This is a genomic window from Streptomyces sp. NPDC054883 (genome assembly GCF_053610645.1).
This window is the reverse complement of sequence record NZ_JBSGYT010000006.1, coordinates 83,453-101,751: the sequence shown is the minus strand read 5'-3', so window position 1 is coordinate 101,751 and position 18,299 is coordinate 83,453. Positions and strand designations below refer to the sequence as shown.

The following is an 18,299-nucleotide window of genomic DNA, read 5'->3' as shown; positions in this document are numbered from 1 at the left end:
CGTGCGTCCCCCTATTGTGCGCCAGAGCCCCGCGCCCCTAAACGATTTCCGGGGCCAAGACCACCGGCGCACCCGGAGGACCGTCGTCGAGCAGCGTACGGAGCAGCCCGGCGAGTCTGGTCGGGTACACCGTCTCATGTGCCGAGAGAAGTTCCTCGGAAGTCCACCACCTCGCTCCCGTGACGGTGCGCCGCTCCAGGTCCGTGAAGCCGGTCGTCACCGTCTCGGTCCGGGTCGTCCGGGCGAGGAAGTACCACTCGTCCTGCTCCCAGCGCCGCCCGTCGAAGGGGAAGGCGCAGTACCGCTGCCACAGCACCGGCCCCAGCTCCACTTCGGTGATGCCCGTCTCCTCCGCGAGTTCCCGCAGCGCGGCCTGCGCACGCGTCTCGGCGCCCTCGACCCCGCCGCCCGGGGTGAACCACCAGTCCTTCGCCGGGTCGTCCGGCTCGAAGCCGTGCAGCAGCAGGATCCGGTCCTGCGGGTCCAGGAGGACGACCCGGGACACCTTGCGGACCGGGTCAGCGGGCATCGCCGCGCTCCCGCCGTCGCCCGCGCCCCAGGGCCCGCGCGACGGGTCCGTAGGCTGCCCCCAGCAGCACCAGGGCGGCCCCGGCCACCACCGCGGCCAGCTGGAGCCGCAGCGGCCCGGGCCGGGACGTCCCGCCGGGCAGGGCGGCGTACGTCTCGGGCCGCCCCACCATCGACATCGACGGCCAGGCCAGCGCGTCCACCCGGGCGCTGACGGCCGAGCGGGCCACGGTCCCCTGCCCGCTCTCCTGGAGGTGGGCCCGGGAGTCCAGCGAGCCCGCGCGGTGGTCACCGAGCAGGAAGAGGTTGCCCTCGGGCACCCTCACCTCGAAGGTAGTGTCGGAGGCGCCCCCGGGCACCGGGACGGTCGCCGGGTCCAGCGGGGTGAGGCGGGAGTCGTCGAGGTAGGGCTCGTCCAGCGCCTTGCCGTTCACCGTGAGCTTCCCGCCCGCGCCGCAGCACTTCACGGTGTCGCCGCCGATCGCGACCACCCGCTTGACCATGGGCGAGTTGCTCCACACGGAATCGGTGAAGATGACCACGTCGCCGCGGCGCACCTGGTCGCCGTCGATCCGCTGTGCGAGGACCCGGTCGCCGGGCCGCACGGTCGGCACCATCGAGTCGGTCGGCACCGTGTACGGCTGGTACGTCAGGGCGCCCCAGCCGAAACCGCCGAGGAAGAGCACAAAGCCGATGGCCACGGCGATTCCCGACAAGACGTTGCCGAGACCGCCGCGGCCACTGCCACTGCGTATGACCTGCGTACCGCTTGTTCGTGTTCCGCCCATTGCAGCGCCCCCACACTCCGGGATCGTCGACCTGGGCGGCACCCTACCCGGCGGTACGGCCGGTGGTCAGCCTCCGCCTGCGCCACAGGACGACCGGGACGGCACCCGCAAACCCCAGGGCGGCCGGCCCGAGGCCCACCGGGGCCAGTCCCGAGGCGTCGAGACCGAGGGCGGCGGCCTTGGCCTGGTGTCCGATGCCCGGCTGGTCGAAGGTGTCCGGAACCGGGAGGGTGGCCCAGCGGGTGACCGGCCACGCCACCACCACGGCCCGGCCGACGACGTCCTTGACCGGCACGAAGCCCTGCGTCGAGTCCTGCATGTGGTAACGGGAGTCCTGGGAGTTCTGCCGGTGGTCGCCCATCACCCAGATCTTGCCCTTGGGAACGGTGATCGGACCGAAGGGGGCGTCGTCACAAGGGGTGTTGCCGGGGTAGATGTACGGCTCGTCCAGCTCCTTGCCGTTGACGACGACCGGTCCGCCCCGCTTGCACTCGACCGTGTCGCCCCCGATGGCGATGGTCCGCTTGATCAGGTCCTTCTCCTCGGCCGACGGCATCAGGCCGATCCAGCTGAGGGCCTTCTGCGCGATGTTGGGCTCCGGAGTGGCCTCGCCCGCGAGCCAGTTGGCGGGGTCGTGGAAGACGACGACCTCACCGCGCGCGGGCTCCGATCCGAACCACGGGGTCAGCTTGTCCACCAACACCCGGTCGCCGCGCTGGAGGGTGTTCTGCATCGACTCCGACGGGATCGAGAACGCCTGCACCAGGAAGGTCTTGATCAGCAGGGCCAGCAGCAGGGCGATGCCGATGAGGAGCGGCAGCTCCTTCCAGAACGAGCGCTGGGGGCGCGCCCCGGCACCGCCCTTCTCGGTCTCGCTCTCGACGCCCTCCTCCGGCCGCTCGTCACCCTCGTCGCGTCCGGACCGCGCGCCTACCGCCACATCCCCCACATCCACTCCCTCAATCGGATTCGCCGCCCGCGCCGGTACGGACACGGGCCCTCCCCTCCCTTAACGAGCGGGAGTTCCCTAAGGCTCGGGAGACCGAGGACACACTATGCGAACCGCGCGCCCCGACGCCGTCCACCACGTCCGCGCCGCCCGCGCCGTGCCTCATCGGGCACCGTGAGGAAGGTCGCCGGCTGTTCCAGCTCGCGCCAGTGGCCGTAGGGCCAGGCGATCACCACGGCCCGTCCCACCACTCCGTTCTCGTCGATCGTGCCCTGGAACCCCTCGTCGAGGTGGTAGCGCGAGTCGGCCGAGTTGGCCCGGTGGTCCCCCATCACGAACAGCCGCCCCTGCGGCACCTTCACCTCGAACCGGATCTCCGACGGGGCGTTGCCCGGATTGACGTACGGCTCGTCCAGCGGCGTCCCGTTGACGGTGATCCGCCCGCGCGCGTCACAGCACGTGACGGTGTCCCCGCCCACGCCGATGACGCGCTTGATCAGGTTCTGCTCGTCCGCCGAGGGCAGCAGGCCGATGAACGTCATGGTCTGCTTGATCTGCTTGACCACGACCGGGTCCTCGGCCGGCCGGGCCGCCTCGCCCCTGAGCCAGCCGCCCGGATCCTTGAACACCACGACGTCGCCCCGCTCCACCTTGGAGCCGAACCAGGGCGTGAGCTTGTCGACCAGGACCCGGTCGCCGATCCGGATCGTCTGCTCCATCGAGCCCGAAGGAATGAAGAAGGCCTGCACCAGGAAGGTCTTGAGGAGCAGGGCGATGCACAGCGCGACCACCACCAGCAGGGGCAGCTCCCCCGCCCTGCGGGTCCGTCTGCGCCGGCGGACCCGGCGCGCCAGCCGGCGCCGCTCGGCCCGGCCGCCCTCGGGCTGGGACTGGGTGCGGGACGGCGCACCCGCGGCCGCTTCCGGCTCCGGCTCGGGGTCCGGCCGGCCCTTCGGCCGCCCACGGCTACCCATGTCCGCTCCCCGCGCTTCCCGCCGCGCCCCAGCGCGAGAGGGGCCAGCCGATCCAGTCGGCCCGCCCGATCACCTTGTCCACCGGCACCATCCCCCCGCCGGGCTCGCCCAGGTGGTCGCGGGAGTCCCGCGACTGAGACCGGTGATCGCCCATGACCCACAGGGTCCCAAGGGGTACGACGATCCGGAAGGGCACCTTCGAGGAGGTGTCGCCGGGGTAGAGGTACGGCTCCTCCACCGGCACCCCGTTGACCTTCATCCGGCCGTTCTCGTCGCACGCCACGTCGTCGCCGCCGACCCCCACGACCCGCTTCACGAAGTCGGTGTCGGAGGGCTCCGCGAGTCCGAGCACCGAGGCCGCGCCGTGCAGGGCCGCGCCGACCGGATTGCCCTGCGGCCCCTCCGGGACGAAGGAACCCGTGCCGTCGAAGACCACCACGTCCCCGCGCTTCGGCAGGTCGCCGAAACGGTACGCCAGCTTGTTGACCAGGACCCGGTCCCCGACCCGGAGCGTCGGCTCCATCGACCGGCTCGGGATCAGGAACGGCTGCACGACGAAGTTGCCGAGCAGCAGCACGAAGACCGTGCAGACCAGCCCCAGCAGCCCGGCCCGGCGCCAGGTCAGCCCGCCCGGGGCCAACGCACGGCGCGGCCGCCCCTCCCCCTCGTCGGGGGAAGAGCGGCCGCGCTGTGTGAGCTCTGCTTCGGTGTCCATCGGGGGGAGCCTATCCGGCCGCCCCCGGGACCCGGAGGGGAGATCAGCGGTCGCGCTTCTCCTTGATCTTCGCGGCCTTGCCGCGGAGCTCACGGAGGAAGTACAGCTTGGCGCGACGCACGTCACCGCGGGTGACGACCTCGATCTTCTCGAAGATCGGGGAGTTCACCGGGAAGGTGCGCTCGACACCGACGCTGAAGGAGACCTTGCGAACGGTGAAGGTCTCGGAGACGCCAGAGCCCTGGCGACGGATGACAACACCCTTGAACTGCTGGATGCGGGAGCGGTTGCCCTCGATGACGCGGACGTGCACGTTGATCGTGTCACCCGGGCGGAAGGCCGGGACGTCGGAGCGGACCGAGGCGGCGTTGACGCCATCGAGCAGGTGAGACATGTTCTTCGTCTGCTTTCTTCGCACGACGCCACAGGCCGCCGGTGCGGATTTCCGTAGAGAATTCGGGAGCTGCGCCGCTCGCGGACGACGGTCCCCCTGTGGCAGGGGCGTACGCGAGCACACAACAGCCGCCTATTCTTCCACGGTCTGCGGCCTACGCCAAAACCGGCCGTCGACGGTCGGCTCCCAGCCCAGCAGACTCAGGGTCTCCCGGTCCTTCTTGTCGAAGGCGGAGGCCTCGCAGCGCTCGATCAGGTCGGGGCGGTTGCGGGCGGTCCTGCGGAAGGCCTCGTCCCGCCGCCACCGGGCGATCTTCCCGTGGTGGCCGCTCAGCAGGACGTCGGGGATGCCCCGGCCGCGCCACTGCGGGGGCTTGGTGTAGACGGGCCCCTCCAGCAGGTTCGCCATCTCACCGGGCGCGAACGAGTCGTCCCGGTGCGATTCGGCGTTGCCGAGCACCCCGGGCAGCAGCCGGGCCACGGCCTCGGTGATGACGAGGACGGCCGCCTCGCCGCCCGCCAGGACGTAGTCGCCGATGGAGACCTCGTACACCGGCATCCGCGTCGCGTACTCGTCCATCACGCGGCGGTCGATGCCCTCGTACCGGGCCGGAGTGAAGATCAGCCACGGCCGCTCGGACAGCTCGACGGCCAGTTCCTGGGTGAACGGACGCCCGCTGGGGGTGGGGACGACCAGGACCGGGCCGTGGGCGCCGGCCTCGTACCCGTCGGCCAGTGCCGCGTCCAGGGCCTCGCCCCACGGCTCGGTCTTCATGACCATGCCGGGACCGCCGCCGTAGGGGGTGTCGTCGACCGTGTTGTGGCGGTCGTACGTCCAGTCCCGCAGGTCGTGCACGTGGACGTCGAGCTGGCCGCGCGCCCGCGCCTTGCCGACGAGGGAGACGTTCAGCGGCTCCAGGTACTCGGGAAAGATCGTGACGACGTCGAGACGCATCAGGCGTCGTCCCCGGCGGCTCCGTCGTCCTCGGCCCCGGCGTCCCGGCTGGACACGACCTCGGCGCGGTCGTCGATCAGCCCGGGCGGCGGCGTGATGACGCAGCGCTGCTCCTCCAGGTCGATCTCGGCGACGATCTCCTCGACGAAGGGGATCATCACCTCGGTGCCGTCGGGCCGCTCCACGATGAACAGGTCCTGGGAGGGCAGGTGCGAGATCTCGGTGATCCGGCCGATCTCCGTACCGTCCTCCAGCACCACGTCCAGGTCCATCAGCTGGTGGTCGTAGTACTCGTCGGGCTCCTCGGGCAGCTCCGCGGGGTCCACGTCGGCGATGAGCAGGGTGTTGCGCAGCGCCTCGGCACCGGTGCGGTCCTTCACGCCCTCGAAGCGCAGCAGCAGCCGCCCGCTGTGCACCCGGCCCGTCTCGATGGTCAGCGGGCCCGTGGCCGCCGGCTCGGTCTGGAGCACCGCGCCCGGCGCGAGCCGCAGTTCGGGCTCGTCGGTCCGCACCTCGACGGTGACCTCACCCTTGATCCCGTGGGCGCGGCCGATCCGCGCGACTACCAGCTGCACTGTCTTGTCTCTCCCTCTTGCGGCCGTACCGCCGCCGCTCTCGCGGGGTGGCACCTCTCCGTCGTGGTTGCCCCGTCCATGGTCGCTCTCGCACCCGGGCGGAAACGACTCGGGCCGGGAAAGGGCGCATGCGCCCCTCCCCGGCCCGTGCCGGTGGTTCAACTGTTCAGCGGACCTGGTCCACGTCGACGAGGTCGACCCGGATCCCCCGGCCGCCGATGGCGCCCACGACGGTACGCAGCGCACGTGCGGTGCGGCCGTTGCGGCCGATCACCTTCCCGAGGTCGTCCGGGTGGACCCGGACCTCGAGCACCTGTCCGCGGCGCAGGTTGCGCGAGGCGACCTGCACTTCGTCGGGGTTGTCCACAATGCCCTTCACGAGGTGCTCAAGAGCCTCCTCGAGCATGATCAGGCCTCGGTCGACTCGGCGGCGGCCTCAGCCTCGTCCGCCTTCTTGTCGGCCTTCTTGGCCTTCTGGGTGATGGCCTCTCCCTTGCCCTCGCCGATGCCCTCGAGGGCCTTGGCGAACTCGTCGAAGGAGCGACGCTTGCTCTCCTTCGTCTCCGGCTGCAGGAGCGGCGCGGGGGCGGGGAGACCCTTGTGGGCCTGCCAGTCACCGGTCAGCTTCAGGATGGCGAGCACAGCCTCGGTGGGCTGGGCGCCGACGGACAGCCAGTACTGCGCACGCTCGGCGTTGACCTCGATGCGCGACGGGTTGTAGGTCGGCTGGTAGATACCGATCTCCTCGATCGCGCGACCGTCCCGGCGGGTGCGGGCGTCGGCGACGATGATGCGGTAGTGCGGCTGGCGAATCTTGCCGAGGCGCTTGAGCTTGATCTTGACTGCCACTGGAGTGGTGTCTCCTGAACTTGACGTGGTTGGGCACATGAGATGCCACGTGGGGTTGCGGTACTCGGGTGCCCGATGGACGCGTCAGCCGGAGGAGAGAGGGGTCCTGTGCGACTGTCGAGTACAGCTAGCCATTGTGCCACATGCCTGCGGCGGGCTCGGCCGACAGGGGCCCGGCGGAAGCGGGGGGCCGGACACCACGGAGCCCGCCCGCGGCCGGACGGGCGCGGGCACACCGGCCCGGCGGGGCGACCGCCCGCACGGCAGCCCGCCGCGACCGCTCCTCCGGCTCAGGAGGCGGCGGCCGAGACGGCCACCTCGGGGATGCGGAAGGGCTTCATGCAGCCACCGCAGACGATGGGCGCCTGGGCCAGCACCGACGGGACGACCCGCACGTTGCGCCCGCAGTCGCAGACGGCCTTGACCCGGACACCGCCGCCGGAGGAGCCGTGCCGGGCGGCCGGTCCGCGGAAGCTGCGCTTGGTGTCGGCGGCCGTGGCGACCGTGTGCGCCTTGAGGGCCCGCTGCAGCCGCTCCATGGTGGGGCGGTAGCGCTTCTTCGCCTCGGGGCTGAGCGAGACCAGTGAGAAGCCGCTGCTGGCGTGCGGCTCTTCGGAGTGGTCCAGCCCCATCTCCTCGGCGATCGCGAGGAATCTGCGGTTGTGGTAGCGGCCGGCCCGCGAGGTGTCGCGGACTCCACGGGCGGCTGCGATGCCGTGGACTGCCTCGTGCAGCAGTCGCTCGAAGGAGAGCTCGGCGCCACATGCGGACGACGACTCTCCGATCAGGGACTCGGGCGCGGCAAGGTCAGGCAGCTCGGGGTGGTACCGCTGAATATCGGCCCACGCCTGCGCCAGCTCTGCGGCGAGAACAGGTGGTGTCGTGCTCACGTCGTGACAACGAGCCGGGGTGCCCCGGTGTTCCGATTCCGGGCCATTCCAAATTTTTTGCACGTACCAGTCAGTTCAGTCTGATGCGTCGCGACGAGGACGGGTGCGCATATCCCCGGAGGAGTCGGTACGTAATGACGGCTACGCCCCCGGCGCGCAGAGGAAACCGCACGCCGGGGGCGCAGGAGCGAACAACGGGCGATCAGTACGAGCGCGCCACGATGGCCAGGGTGCCCGGGGCGTCGTCCGCCTCCGGAACCGAGCCGTCCTCGGCGATCAGGCAGCGCACTGACACGGCCTGCTCGGCCAGCTTCGCCTCGCCCTCGGGGCCCAGGTCCGCCCACGGCATGCGGGCCCAGCCGCCGGCGACGGCGGCCTCTGCGGCCTCCTCGATCGTCGCGACGTCCGAGGTACGGGCCTCCCGGCGCTCGCGGGACTCGCGCAGCAACTGCGCCTGGTCCTCCTCCAGCACCTTGGGCAGCAGGTCGGCCAGCGCGGAGATCTGCACGGCCTCCTTGCCGCCGGGGATCCGGCGGGCCAGCATCGCGGTGCCGTTCTCCAGGTCGCGCGGGCCGATCTCGACGCGCACCGGTACGCCCTTGAGCTCCCAGTCCACGGCGCGGCGCCCGAAGGGCGTGTCCACGCGGTCGTCGACCTGGACCCGGATCCCGGCGGCCTTCAGCTGCGCCCCCAGCTCACGGACCTTGGCCACGGCCTCGTCGCCCTTGATCGCCATGACGACGACCTGGACGTGCGCGAGGCGCGGCGGCACCCGCAGGCCGTTGTCGTCGCCGTGGGACATGATCAGGCCGCCGACCATGCGGGTCGAGACGCCCCACGAGGTCTGCCAGACGAGCTCCTGCTTGCCTTCCTTCGACAGGTACTGGGTGTTGAAGGCCTTGGCGAAGTTGGTGCCCAGTTCGTGGCTCGTGCCCAGCTGGAGCGCCTTGCCGTCGCCCATCATCCCCTCCAGCGTGAGGGTGTTGATGGCGCCGGCGAAGCGCTCCTTGGCCGTCTTGCGGCCGAGCACGACGTCGATGCCGAGCACGTTCGTCATGAAGTCGCCGTACACGTCCCGGTGGATGCGCGCCGCGTACTCACGGGCGTCCTCGTACGTGGCGTGGGCGGTGTGGCCCTCCTGCCAGAGGAACTCGCTCGTACGGAGGAACACGCGCGGGCGCATCTCCCAGCGGACCACGTTGGCCCACTGGTTGATCAGCAGGGGCAGGTCCCGGTAGCTCTGGACCCACTTGGAGAAGTAGTCGTTGATGATCGTCTCGGAGGTGGGCCGGACGACGACCGGCTCCTCCAGCTCCTTGCCGCCGCCGTGCGTGACGACCGCGAGCTCGGGGGCGAAGCCCTCGACGTGCTCGGCTTCCTTCGTCAGGTACGACTGCGGGATGAACAGCGGGAAGTACGCGTTCTGGGCGCCCGCGTCCTTGATGCGCGCGTCCATCTCCTGCTGCATCCGCTCCCACAGCCCGTAGCCGTACGGCCGGATGACCATGGTGCCGCGTACCGGACCGTTGTCGGCCAGCTCGGCCTTGTTGATCAGATCCTGGTACCAGCGGGGGAAATCCTCCGCCTGCGGGGTGAGAACGGGTGCCTTTGCCATGGCGCGAATGGTACGGCGCCGGGCCCTCGATGCGTGAATCGGGTGGCGCACTCCTCTGGACGCGGGGGCCGATGGGGAGTTCCCTGGCAACGGGGGCTCGGGGAAACCCGTAGGGGGCGACATGGAATCAGGAGCGCTCTTTCGATGACACCGATGCCGACGACGACGCTCGTCGCCCGGGACTGGGCGGAGATCCAGGAACGGATGCTGGTACCGCTGTACGAGGCGGTCTACGACCGGCTGGAGGTCGGGCCCGGGGCCCGGCTGCTCGGCCTGGGGTGCGGGGCCGGGCTGGCCCTCCTGCTGGCGCAGCGGCGCGGCGCCGCCGTCACGGGCGTGGAAGCGGACGCGGCGCGCCGTGCGCTGGCCCGGGAGCGGCTGCTGGAGGTGCGGGCGGATCCGCCGTCCGCCGCGCGGCCGTACGACGTGCTGCTGGCGTTCTCGCCGGGCCCCGAGGCGCTGGCCGCGGCCCTGCCGGCGGTCCGCCGGGGCGGGGCGGTGGTCCTGGCCGGCTGGGGGCCGGCGGAGCGGTGCACCGTTCCGGCGGTGCTGGGCGGCGGCCCGTCGCCGCGGGACCTGGACGCGGTGGCGGCGGGCGCCGGGCTGGTGCCGGACGGCTCGGGGCGGGTGTTCTGCCCGTTCGGCTACGCGGATGTGGACAGCGCGGTACGCGGGCTGCTGTCGACGGGGCTGTACGAGTGCGCCTGCGACCCGGCGCAGGTGGAGAAGGAGCTGACCGAGGCGCTTCACCCGTACGAGCGGCCGGACGGCGCCGTGTGGCTGCCGAACATCTTCCGCTACGTGATCGCCCGGGTCCGTTAGCCGGGCGCCCCGCGGGTTCCGGGGGCGGCTACTTCGACAGGCGGGGGATGCCCGCGGCGGCGTAGGCGGCGGGTTCGTCCAGGGTCTCGGCCGCGAGCAGCGCCTCGGCGAGGTCGTCGAGCTGCGAGCGGTGCTCCCGCAGCAGGCGGCAGGCCTCGACGTAGCACTCGTCGACGATCCGCCGCATCTCGGCGTCGACGGCATCCAGCGTCGCGGGCGCGGCCGAGAGCCCGTACGCGCTCTGTGCGTCGGAGGGGATGGCGGTCAGCCGGCCCACCCGTTCGCTCATGCCCCACCGGCCGACCATGCCGCGCACGAGGCCGGTGACCTGTTCGAGGTCGTTCTCGGCGCCCGTGGTGATCACGTCGTAGACGACCTGTTCGGCGGCCATGCCGCCGAGGGCGCCGATGATGCGCCCGCGCAGGTAGGGCTCCGTATAGGCGTAGCGGTCGGCGTCCGGAGTGGAGAGGGTGACGCCCAGGGCCCGGCCGCGCGGGACGATGGTGATCTTGCGGACGGGGTCGGCGCCCGGCTGGAGCATGCCCAGCAGGGCGTGGCCGCTCTCGTGGTAGGCCGTGCGGCGCCGTTCCTCCAGCGGCATGACGAGCGGGCGTTCGGCGCCGAGCTGCACCTTCTCCAGGGCCTCGGACAGGTCGGCCTGGGTGACCTGCGACTGCTTGCGCTTGACGGCCAGCAGGGCGGCCTCGTTGGCGAGGTTGGCCAGCTCGGCGCCGGTCATGCCGGGTGTCGTACTGGCGACCCGGCCGAGGTCCACTCCGTCGGCAAGCGGGATGTCGCGGGTGTGGATGCGCAGGATGGCCTCGCGGCCGCTCTTGTCGGGCGGCGAGACCTGCACCAGCCGGTCGAAGCGGCCGGGCCGGGTCAGTGCCGGGTCCAGCACGTCGGCGCGGTTGGTGGCGGCGAGGACGACCACCCCCTCGGAGCCGGAGAAGCCGTCCATCTCGGTGAGGATCTGGTTCAGCGTCTGTTCGCGTTCGTCGTGGCCGCCGAGTCCGCCGCCCGCGCCGCGCACGCGCCCGATGGTGTCGATCTCGTCGATGAAGATGATCGCGGGGGCGACCTTGCGCGCCTCGGTGAAGAGTTCGCGGACGCGCGACGCACCGACGCCGACGATCATCTCGATGAACTCGGAGGCGGAGGCCGAGAAGAAGGGGACCCCGGCCTCTCCGGCGACGGCCCGGGCGAGGAGGGTCTTGCCGGTGCCGGGGAGACCGGCGAGGAGCACCCCGCCGGGCATGCGGGCGCCCATCTTCCGGTACGCCTGCGGGTTCTTGAGGAAGTCGACGACGTCGTGGAGCTCGCCCTGGACCTCGTCGATGCCCGCGACGTCCTCGAAGGTGGTGCGTTTGGCGCCCGCCTCCAGCTCCACCGGTTTGGGCGGCGTCTTGCGGCCCAGCCCGCCGAGGCCGCCGCCCATGGTGGAGCCCATCCGGCGGGCGATGAGCACCCACAGCACGACCAGCAGCAGCATCGGCGCGAGCGAGAGCAGGAGGTTGGCGAGGAAGCTGCGCTGGACGACGACGGGCGAGGCGGTCACCGTCACCTGGTGCTTGGTGAGGTTGGCCCACAGGTCGTCGTCGGCGAAGGCCGGGCGCTGGGTGACGAACTTGGTGTAGTGGCCCTCGCCGCCGTCCGGCATCGGCGCCTTGGCCTTGAGCTGCCCCTGGATGGCGTCGCCCTTGGAGTAGATCTTCGAGACGTTGCCGTTCGCGACCTGCTTGCTGAACTCGGTGTAGGAGACGGTCGGCTCGTCACCCTCGTTGAAGAACGACAGCACCAGGTTGGTGATCAGGAAGACGATCAGGGCCACGAGGATCAGCCCGCGCCATCCGCCGGCCATCCGCTTCCTCGGCGGTGGGGTGGGCGGCGCGCCCTCGGAACGCCAGGGAGTGTCGGCCCGGTCGCGGGGCGGTGCGGGGGTGGGGCTGGGCACGGGGCCTCCTTCTGCCGTCCTCCCGGCCGACCATAAGGGAGATACCGGACGATTGCCCCCGGGGAGCCGCAGCCCGGAACGACGCGGGGCCCCGGCCGGCTGGTCACTCCCGGGCCGGCCAGGGCCCTTGCGTACGACGCCGCGCGCGCCGCGCCGCCGTTACTTCATGAACTTCTTGAACTCGTCCGGAAGGTCGAAGTCCTGGCCCGGCTGGGCCCCGCCCGCGGGCAGCCCGAACGGGTTGCCGCCGACGGCCGGCTCGACGGCCTGCGGCCCCTGCTCGCGCCGGGCCGCTGCCGCGGCCTCCTCTTCCTTGCGCTTCATCGGGTTGCCGCTCTTGCGCTTGCCCTTGGCCTGCTTGACCTGCTTCTTCTGCCGGCCGGGGCCGCCGCCCATCCCCGGGATGCCGGGCATGCCCGGCATCCCGCCGCCCTGGGCCATGCGGGACATCATCTTGCGCGCGTCGAAGAACCGCTCGACGAGGTTCTTGACGGCGCTGACCTCGACGCCGGAACCCTTGGCGATACGGGCGCGGCGGGAGCCGTTGATGATGTGCGGGTCCTGGCGCTCCGCCGGGGTCATCGACTTGATGATCGCGGCGGTGCGGTCGACGTCGCGCTCGTCGATGTTGTTGATCTGGTCCTTGATCTGCCCCATGCCCGGCAGCATGCCGAGCAGCTTGGAGATGGAGCCCATCTTGCGGACCTGCTCCATCTGGGCCAGGAAGTCGTCGAGCGTGAACTCCTTCGGGCCCTTCGCCAGCTTGGCCGCCATCTTCTCGGCCTCGGCCTGCGAGAAGGTCTTCTCGGCCTGCTCGATGAGGGTGAGCATGTCACCCATGTCGAGGATCCGGCCCGCCATGCGGTCGGGGTGGAAGGCGTCGAACTCGTCGAGCTTCTCGCCGTTCGAGGCGAACATGATCTGCTTGCCGGTGACGTGCGCGATGGAGAGCGCGGCACCGCCCCGGGCGTCGCCGTCGAGCTTGGAGAGCACGACGCCGTCGAAGCCGACGCCGTCGCGGAAGGCCTCGGCGGTGTTGACCGCGTCCTGGCCGATCATGGCGTCGACGACGAAGAGGATCTCGTCGGGGCTGACGGCGTCACGGATGTCCGCGGCCTGCTGCATCAGCTCCTGGTCGATACCGAGGCGGCCGGCGGTGTCGACGATGACGATGTCGTACTGCTTCGTACGGGCGTACTCGATGGAGTCCTTGGCGACCTGGACCGGGTCACCGACGCCGTTGCCGGGCTGCGGCGCGTAGACCGCGACGCCGGCGCGCTCGGCGACGACGCTGAGCTGGTTGACGGCGTTGGGGCGCTGGAGGTCACACGCGACGAGGAGCGGGGCGTGGCCCTGCCCCTTGAGCCAGAGGCCGAGCTTTCCGGCGAGGGTGGTCTTACCGGCACCCTGGAGACCGGCGAGCATGATGACGGTCGGCGCGGTCTTGGCGAAGCGCAGGCGGCGGGTCTCGCCGCCGAGGATCGACACGAGCTCGTCGTTGACGATCTTGAGCACCTGCTGGCCGGGGTTCAGCGCCTTGCTGACCTCTTCGCCGCGGGCGCGTTCCTTGACGTTGGCGATGAAGGAACGGACGACGGGGAGCGCGACGTCGGCCTCGAGGAGGGCGATACGGATTTCCCGCGCCGCAGCGTCGATGTCCTGCTCGGAGAGGCGGCCTTTGCCCCGGAGGGACTTGAAGGTCGCGCTGAGGCGGTCGGAAAGCGTATCGAACACGGTGGTCGCGATTCCTCGGGTCGGGGGCGTGTGGTCGTCCCCCAGGGTATCGGCCCTTTCCCGGTGGTGGGCCCTGCGGTCCGGCTCCGGTCCGGGGCCTGCCCCCGGGGCGGGCTCAGCGCAGGGCCGCCTCGATCGCCGCCGCCAGGGCGCCGGCGGCGCGGGGCGGCAGGGGTTTGCCGTCCGGGTCGACCACGTACAGGGTGTCCACCGCGTTCGCGCCGAGGGTCGAGACGTGTGCGCTGCGGACCCGGACGCCGCCCGCGTCCAGCGCCCGGCCGATCCGGTGCAACAGCCCCACGGCGTCGGGGGCCCGCACCTCCAGGACGGTGGCCAGCGAGGACGCGTCCGGCATCACCGCCACCCGGGGCGGCGGCGGGACCACCCCGCGCCGCCGCGGGTACGCCGCCTCGCGGTCGGCCAGCTTCGCCGGGACGTCCAGCGAACCGTCCAGCGCCCGGACCAGGTCGGTGCGCAGCCGGGCCGCCTCCGGCAGGGCCCCGTACTCGGCGGCGACCCGCCAGCGGAACACCAGCACCTCCCCCAGCCGGTCCGGCAGCTCCAGCGACCGCAGGTCGGCCGCCCGGACCGTCAGCCGGTGCAGCGCCAGCACCCCGGCCAGGGCGGGCAGCACCCCGGGCTGGTCGGGGACGGCGACGACCAGGTCCACCCCGACCGCGTCCTCCTCGTGGCGCGCCTCCAGGGCCAGGACCGGCTCTCCGGTGCGCAGCGCCTCCACCGCCAGGCGTTCCTGGTCGGTGACCGGGATGCCCAGCTCGGTGGCGGCGGGGGCCGCGCCCTGGAGGACCGCCCCGACCCGGGACACCAGGTCCGCCACGAGGGAGCCCCGCCAGGCGCTCCAGGCCGCCGGGCCGGTGGCCAGCGCGTCGGCCTCGGTCAGGGCGTGCAGGAGTTCCAGGGTGCCCGCCGAGCCGACTGCCTCGGCGACGGTGCGCACGGTGGCCGGGTCGTCCAGGTCGCGCCGGGTGGCGGTGTCGATGAGCAGCAGGTGGTGGCGTACGAGGGCGCCGAGCACCGCCACGTCCTCAGCGTCGAAGCCGACGCGGGCGGCCATGTCCCGGGCGATGGTCTCCCCCGCCACCGAGTGGTCGCCGGGCCACCCCTTGCCGATGTCGTGGAGCAGGGCGGCCATCAGGAGCAGGTCGGGGCGGCTGACGCGGCGGGTGAGGGCGGCGGCCCGGACCGCCGTCTCCACCAGGTGCCGGTCCACCGTCCAGGTGTGCACGGGGTTGCGCTGCGGCCGGCAGCGCACCCGCTCCCAGTCGGGCAGCAGCCGGGTGATCAGCCCCTCGGCTTCGAGCGCCTCCCACACCCCGACCGTCGGCTCGCCCGCCCCGAGCAGCGTGACCAGCTGTTCCCGCGCCTCGGCCGGCCAGGGCACGGGCAGCGCCTTGCCCTGGGCGGCGAGGCGGCGTACGGAGTGCAGCGAGACGGGCAGGCCCGCCTGCGCGGCGGCCGCCCCGAAGCGCAGCGCCAGCACCGGGTCCCGGTCGGGCCGGGCGGCGAGGGCCAGGACGGCCTCCCCGTCGGACTCCACGACGCCCTCGGCCAGCGGTGCCCGCTCCACGGCGGGCCCGCGGGCGCCCAGCAGCAGTCCGCGCAACCTCGGCCGGGCCGCCCGGGAGCGCAGTACCCGGCCGACCTCCCGCCAGGTGACGTCCGCGGCGTACGAGATGACCCGCGCGGCCTCGTACACCTCGCGCAGCAGCGCGTCCGCGTCCAGCAGCCCCAGCCGGCCGGCGACCTGGTCCTGCTCCTGGAGGGCGAGCCGGTCGGTGGCCCGGCCCGTCACCAGGTGCAGGGCGTCGCGGGCGTCGAGCAGCCGCCGCCGGGCCTCGGCCAGCCCCTCGCGCGGGGCGTCGGCCAGCCACGACGCGGCGACGGCCCGCAGGGCGGCGGCGTCGCGGAGCCCGCCGCGGGCCTCCTTGAGGTCGGGCTCCAGCAGGAAGCGCAGCTCCCCGGCCTTCTCGGCCCGCTCCCGGCACAGGGCGTGCAGCTGCGGGAGCCGTTTGCCGGCCTGGTTGCGCCAGTCCGCCAGGACGGAGGTGCGCAGCCCGGCGAGGAGTCCCGCGTCACCGGCGACGGGCCGCGCGTCGAGCAGCCCGAGCTGCACCTTGAGGTCCTCGGCGGCGGTCTTGCGGGCCTCGCCGGGGGTGCGTACCGAGTGGTCCAGGGCCACTCCCAGGTCCCACACCGGGTACCAGAGGCGGTCGGCGAGGGCGCTCAGCGCCTTGGTGTCCGCCTTGCCGTCGTGCAGGAGCAGCAGGTCGAGGTCGCTGCGGGGGGAGAGTTCGGCGCGGCCGTAGCCGCCGACGGCGACGAGCGCCGCGCCGCGGACACCGGTCTCCCGTACGGCCCGCGCGAACAGGGCGTTCAGCCAGTCGTCGGTCACTGCGGACAGGGCGGAACGCCGGGAGGGCCCGGACCGCGACTCCTCCTGGAGGAGTCGCAGCCGGGCCGCGGCGTAGCCGCCGGGTCCCGGGCCGTCCGGATCGGACGGCTCGGCGGTCGTGTGCTCCACACTCGTCACCCGGGGCTCCCGTCGCCTAGAGCGCGTCAGCGCCGCGCTCGCCGGTGCGGACCCTGATGATCGAGTCCACCGGCACGCTCCACACCTTGCCGTCACCGATCTTGCCGGTGTGGGCCGCGGTGACCAGCACGTTCATCACGTCGTCGGCCGAGTCGTCCTCGACGACCACCTCGATGCGGATCTTCGGGACGAGGTCCACGGTGTACTCGGCGCCCCGGTAGACCTCGGTGTGTCCGCGCTGGCGGCCGTAGCCGCTGGCCTCGGAGACCGTGAGTCCCTGGACGCCGAACCGCTGGAGGGCGTCCTTGATCTCGTCGAGCCGGTGCGGCTTGACGATCGCGGTGATCAGCTTCATGCGTCAACCTTCTTGGTCGCGGCGGCAACGTGGGCGGGTGCGACGGTGCTCCGGGAGGAGGCGCCGCCGCCTGCCCCGCTGAAGTCGTACGCGGTCTCGGCGTGCTCGACCTGGTCGATGCCGGAGACCTCGGCGTCCTCGGTGACCCGCATCCCGATCGTCTTGTCGAGCAGGAAGGCGAGGATCGCGGACGCGAGGAGAGAGTAGGCGAGGACGGCGAAGACACCGATGGCCTGCTTGCCGAGCTGCGTGAAACCGCCGCCGTAGAAGAGGCCGGCCACGTCGGACTGGACGCCGCCGGTGGCGAAGAGGCCGACGAGGAGGGAGCCGATGACCCCGCCGACGAGGTGGACGCCGACCACGTCGAGGGAGTCGTCGAAGTTGAACCGGTACTTCAGGCCGACCGCCATGGCACAGACGACGCCGGCGATGGCGCCGATGGCGATCGCGCCGAGCGGGGAGCAGGAGCCGCCGGAGGGGGTGATCGCGACGAGGCCCGCGACCGCGCCGGAGGCGGCGCCGAGGGTGGTGAAGGAGCCGTGGCGCAGCTTCTCGTAGCCGAGCCAGGCCAGCATGGCGGCGGCGGTGGCGACCTGGGTGTTGACGAACATGACGGCGCCGACGCCGTCGTCGTTGCCGAGCCAGGAGCCGGCGTTGAAGCCGAACCAGCCGAACCAGAGGAGACCGGCGCCCAGCATGACCAGCGGAAGGCTGTGCGGGCGCATCAGGTCCTTCTTGAAGCCGACGCGCTTGCCGATGACGAGGATCACCCCGAGGGCGGCGGCGCCGGCGTTGATGTGGACGGCGGTGCCGCCCGCGAAGTCGATGACGCCGAGTTCGAAGAGCCAGCCTCCCGTGCCCCAGACCCAGTGGGCGACGGGGAAGTAGACGAGGCTCACCCACAGGGCGGTGAACAGGGCCCAGGCGCTGAACTTGACGCGGTCGGCGAGTGCGCCGCTGATCAGGGCCGGGGTGATGACGGCGAACATCAGCTGGAAGACGGCGAAGACGTAGACCGGGATGGTGTAGCCGTCCCAGAGCTCGGTGATGCCGATGCCGCTGAGTCCGACGTAGTCGGAGTTCCAGCCGATCAGCGAGCCCGCGTCCGTCCCGAAGGCGAGGCTGAAGCCGTAGAGGACCCACAGGATCGTGACGATCCCGAGGCTGATGAAGCTCATCATGAGCATGTTGAGGCTGCTCTTGACGCGGACCATGCCTCCGTAGAAGAAGGCGAGTCCCGGGGTCATCAGCATGACCAGGGCGGAGCAGATGAGCATGAACCCGGTGTTCGCGGCAGAGAGGGTCGGGGCGTCTGCCGCGAGGGTCGTGATGGCTGATGCCATCGGCGTCTCCTCGTCGTCGGTACGTTCGCGTGCGGGCGATCGTGGCTACCTAAGCGGCGCGGGGCATAAGGCCTGCTGGTGTGGGCCTAGAGGCTGGCCGGTTAATGCCCCTGAGATTCGCGCAGCCCGGTTTCCGGCGCCGCCGCTCGATGTTTCGCACCGGTGACGAAGGGGTCGTGCCTGTTACGGCGCGGTGAACGCGCCGACGGTCAGGCGCGAGAGGAAGGGACCGGCCGCGGCGGCGACCCGGGTGGCCTGGCTGGGGGAGCCTGATCGGGCTTCACGGGGTCGGCCGCCGCGGCCGGGGCT

The 18,299-nt window shown here is 72.0% G+C and carries 18 protein-coding genes; 1 reads left to right on the top strand and 17 read right to left on the bottom strand.

The features are described from left to right. Positions 1-37: 37 nt before the first annotated feature. From ACWGH1_RS07140 to proS, 12 genes are all read right to left on the bottom strand, one after another. The gene (locus tag ACWGH1_RS07140; protein WP_453353669.1) at positions 38-529 is read right to left on the bottom strand and encodes an NUDIX hydrolase; all 492 of its coding nucleotides are present in this window, start codon (positions 527-529) and stop codon (positions 38-40) included. Next, complete coding sequence (gene lepB / locus ACWGH1_RS07135) at positions 519-1,316, bottom strand: signal peptidase I (protein WP_453353670.1); 798 nt, start codon at positions 1,314-1,316, stop codon at positions 519-521. Before lepB (ACWGH1_RS07135) ends, ACWGH1_RS07140 begins: the two co-directional genes overlap by 11 nt. Before the next feature lie 43 nt (positions 1,317-1,359). Beyond that, a complete protein-coding gene (lepB, locus tag ACWGH1_RS07130) occupies positions 1,360-2,256 on the bottom strand; it encodes a signal peptidase I (RefSeq protein WP_453353673.1) in 897 nt (298 codons plus the stop codon). A gap of 113 nt (positions 2,257-2,369) precedes the next feature. After that, a complete protein-coding gene (gene lepB, locus ACWGH1_RS07125; RefSeq protein ID WP_453353671.1) occupies positions 2,370-3,239 on the bottom strand; it encodes a signal peptidase I in 870 nt (289 codons plus the stop codon). Further along, positions 3,232-3,954 carry a signal peptidase I gene (gene lepB, locus ACWGH1_RS07120; RefSeq protein ID WP_453408497.1) on the bottom strand — a complete coding sequence of 241 codons (723 nt, stop codon included), beginning with the start codon at positions 3,952-3,954 and terminating at the stop codon, positions 3,232-3,234. Before lepB (ACWGH1_RS07120) ends, lepB (ACWGH1_RS07125) begins: the two co-directional genes overlap by 8 nt. Before the next feature lie 43 nt (positions 3,955-3,997). Beyond that, complete coding sequence (gene rplS / locus ACWGH1_RS07115) at positions 3,998-4,348, bottom strand: 50S ribosomal protein L19 (protein ID WP_361308905.1); 351 nt, start codon at positions 4,346-4,348, stop codon at positions 3,998-4,000. A 132-nt stretch (positions 4,349-4,480) separates the two neighbouring features. After that, positions 4,481-5,302: a tRNA (guanosine(37)-N1)-methyltransferase TrmD gene (trmD, locus tag ACWGH1_RS07110; protein WP_453354465.1), complete on the bottom strand. Its 822-nt coding sequence runs from the start codon at positions 5,300-5,302 to the stop codon at positions 4,481-4,483. Beyond that, a complete protein-coding gene (gene rimM / locus ACWGH1_RS07105; protein ID WP_453354466.1) occupies positions 5,302-5,877 on the bottom strand; it encodes a ribosome maturation factor RimM in 576 nt (191 codons plus the stop codon). Before rimM ends, trmD begins: the two co-directional genes overlap by 1 nt. A 166-nt stretch (positions 5,878-6,043) precedes the next feature. After that, on the bottom strand, positions 6,044-6,283 hold the full coding sequence (locus ACWGH1_RS07100) for an RNA-binding protein (RefSeq protein ID WP_030011889.1): 240 nt from the start codon (positions 6,281-6,283) through the stop codon (positions 6,044-6,046). A 2-nt stretch (positions 6,284-6,285) separates the two neighbouring features. Then, positions 6,286-6,726: a 30S ribosomal protein S16 gene (rpsP, locus tag ACWGH1_RS07095; protein WP_136213353.1), complete on the bottom strand. Its 441-nt coding sequence runs from the start codon at positions 6,724-6,726 to the stop codon at positions 6,286-6,288. A gap of 290 nt (positions 6,727-7,016) precedes the next feature. Further along, the gene (locus ACWGH1_RS07090; RefSeq protein WP_136213352.1) at positions 7,017-7,616 is read right to left on the bottom strand and encodes a hypothetical protein; all 600 of its coding nucleotides are present in this window, start codon (positions 7,614-7,616) and stop codon (positions 7,017-7,019) included. 202 nt (positions 7,617-7,818) lie between these two features. Next, on the bottom strand, positions 7,819-9,231 hold the full coding sequence (proS, locus tag ACWGH1_RS07085; RefSeq protein WP_453354467.1) for a proline--tRNA ligase: 1,413 nt from the start codon (positions 9,229-9,231) through the stop codon (positions 7,819-7,821). A gap of 153 nt (positions 9,232-9,384) precedes the next feature. Here proS and ACWGH1_RS07080 point away from each other — a divergent pair, with 153 nt between their 5' ends. Beyond that, positions 9,385-10,053 carry a methyltransferase type 11 gene (locus tag ACWGH1_RS07080; protein WP_453354468.1) on the top strand — a complete coding sequence of 223 codons (669 nt, stop codon included), beginning with the start codon at positions 9,385-9,387 and terminating at the stop codon, positions 10,051-10,053. A 28-nt stretch (positions 10,054-10,081) separates the two neighbouring features. On the opposite strand, the gene ftsH is transcribed toward ACWGH1_RS07080, so the two are convergent. The 5 genes from ftsH to ACWGH1_RS07055 form a co-directional block, all read right to left on the bottom strand. Beyond that, a complete protein-coding gene (gene ftsH / locus ACWGH1_RS07075; protein WP_453354469.1) occupies positions 10,082-12,007 on the bottom strand; it encodes an ATP-dependent zinc metalloprotease FtsH in 1,926 nt (641 codons plus the stop codon). 159 nt (positions 12,008-12,166) lie between these two features. Next, positions 12,167-13,741, bottom strand: a complete 1,575-nt coding sequence (ffh, locus tag ACWGH1_RS07070) for a signal recognition particle protein (protein ID WP_453408496.1) — start codon at positions 13,739-13,741, stop codon at positions 12,167-12,169. A 115-nt stretch (positions 13,742-13,856) separates the two neighbouring features. Further along, on the bottom strand, positions 13,857-16,292 hold the full coding sequence (locus tag ACWGH1_RS07065) for a [protein-PII] uridylyltransferase (RefSeq protein WP_453408495.1): 2,436 nt from the start codon (positions 16,290-16,292) through the stop codon (positions 13,857-13,859). A gap of 16 nt (positions 16,293-16,308) precedes the next feature. Then, positions 16,309-16,647 carry a P-II family nitrogen regulator gene (locus ACWGH1_RS07060; RefSeq protein ID WP_453356169.1) on the bottom strand — a complete coding sequence of 113 codons (339 nt, stop codon included), beginning with the start codon at positions 16,645-16,647 and terminating at the stop codon, positions 16,309-16,311. Further along, a complete protein-coding gene (locus tag ACWGH1_RS07055) occupies positions 16,644-17,990 on the bottom strand; it encodes an ammonium transporter (protein WP_453356168.1) in 1,347 nt (448 codons plus the stop codon). The genes ACWGH1_RS07060 and ACWGH1_RS07055 overlap by 4 nt, the downstream gene beginning before the upstream one ends. Positions 17,991-18,299: the final 309 nt, after the last annotated feature.

Coding starts and splice junctions, on each gene's coding strand:
- ACWGH1_RS07140 (WP_453353669.1), bottom strand. CDS start 529: ATGCCCGCTGACCCGGTCCGCAAGGTGTCCCGGGTCGTCCTCCTGGAC.
- lepB (WP_453408497.1), bottom strand. CDS start 3,954: ATGGACACCGAAGCAGAGCTCACACAGCGCGGCCGCTCTTCCCCCGAC.
- ACWGH1_RS07060 (WP_453356169.1), bottom strand. CDS start 16,647: ATGAAGCTGATCACCGCGATCGTCAAGCCGCACCGGCTCGACGAGATC.
- ACWGH1_RS07100 (WP_030011889.1), bottom strand. CDS start 6,283: ATGCTCGAGGAGGCTCTTGAGCACCTCGTGAAGGGCATTGTGGACAAC.
- lepB (WP_453353670.1), bottom strand. CDS start 1,316: ATGGGCGGAACACGAACAAGCGGTACGCAGGTCATACGCAGTGGCAGT.
- ACWGH1_RS07080 (WP_453354468.1), top strand. CDS start 9,385: ATGCCGACGACGACGCTCGTCGCCCGGGACTGGGCGGAGATCCAGGAA.
- ACWGH1_RS07055 (WP_453356168.1), bottom strand. CDS start 17,990: ATGGCATCAGCCATCACGACCCTCGCGGCAGACGCCCCGACCCTCTCT.
- proS (WP_453354467.1), bottom strand. CDS start 9,231: ATGGCAAAGGCACCCGTTCTCACCCCGCAGGCGGAGGATTTCCCCCGC.
- rplS (WP_361308905.1), bottom strand. CDS start 4,348: ATGTCTCACCTGCTCGATGGCGTCAACGCCGCCTCGGTCCGCTCCGAC.
- lepB (WP_453353671.1), bottom strand. CDS start 3,239: ATGGGTAGCCGTGGGCGGCCGAAGGGCCGGCCGGACCCCGAGCCGGAG.
- trmD (WP_453354465.1), bottom strand. CDS start 5,302: ATGCGTCTCGACGTCGTCACGATCTTTCCCGAGTACCTGGAGCCGCTG.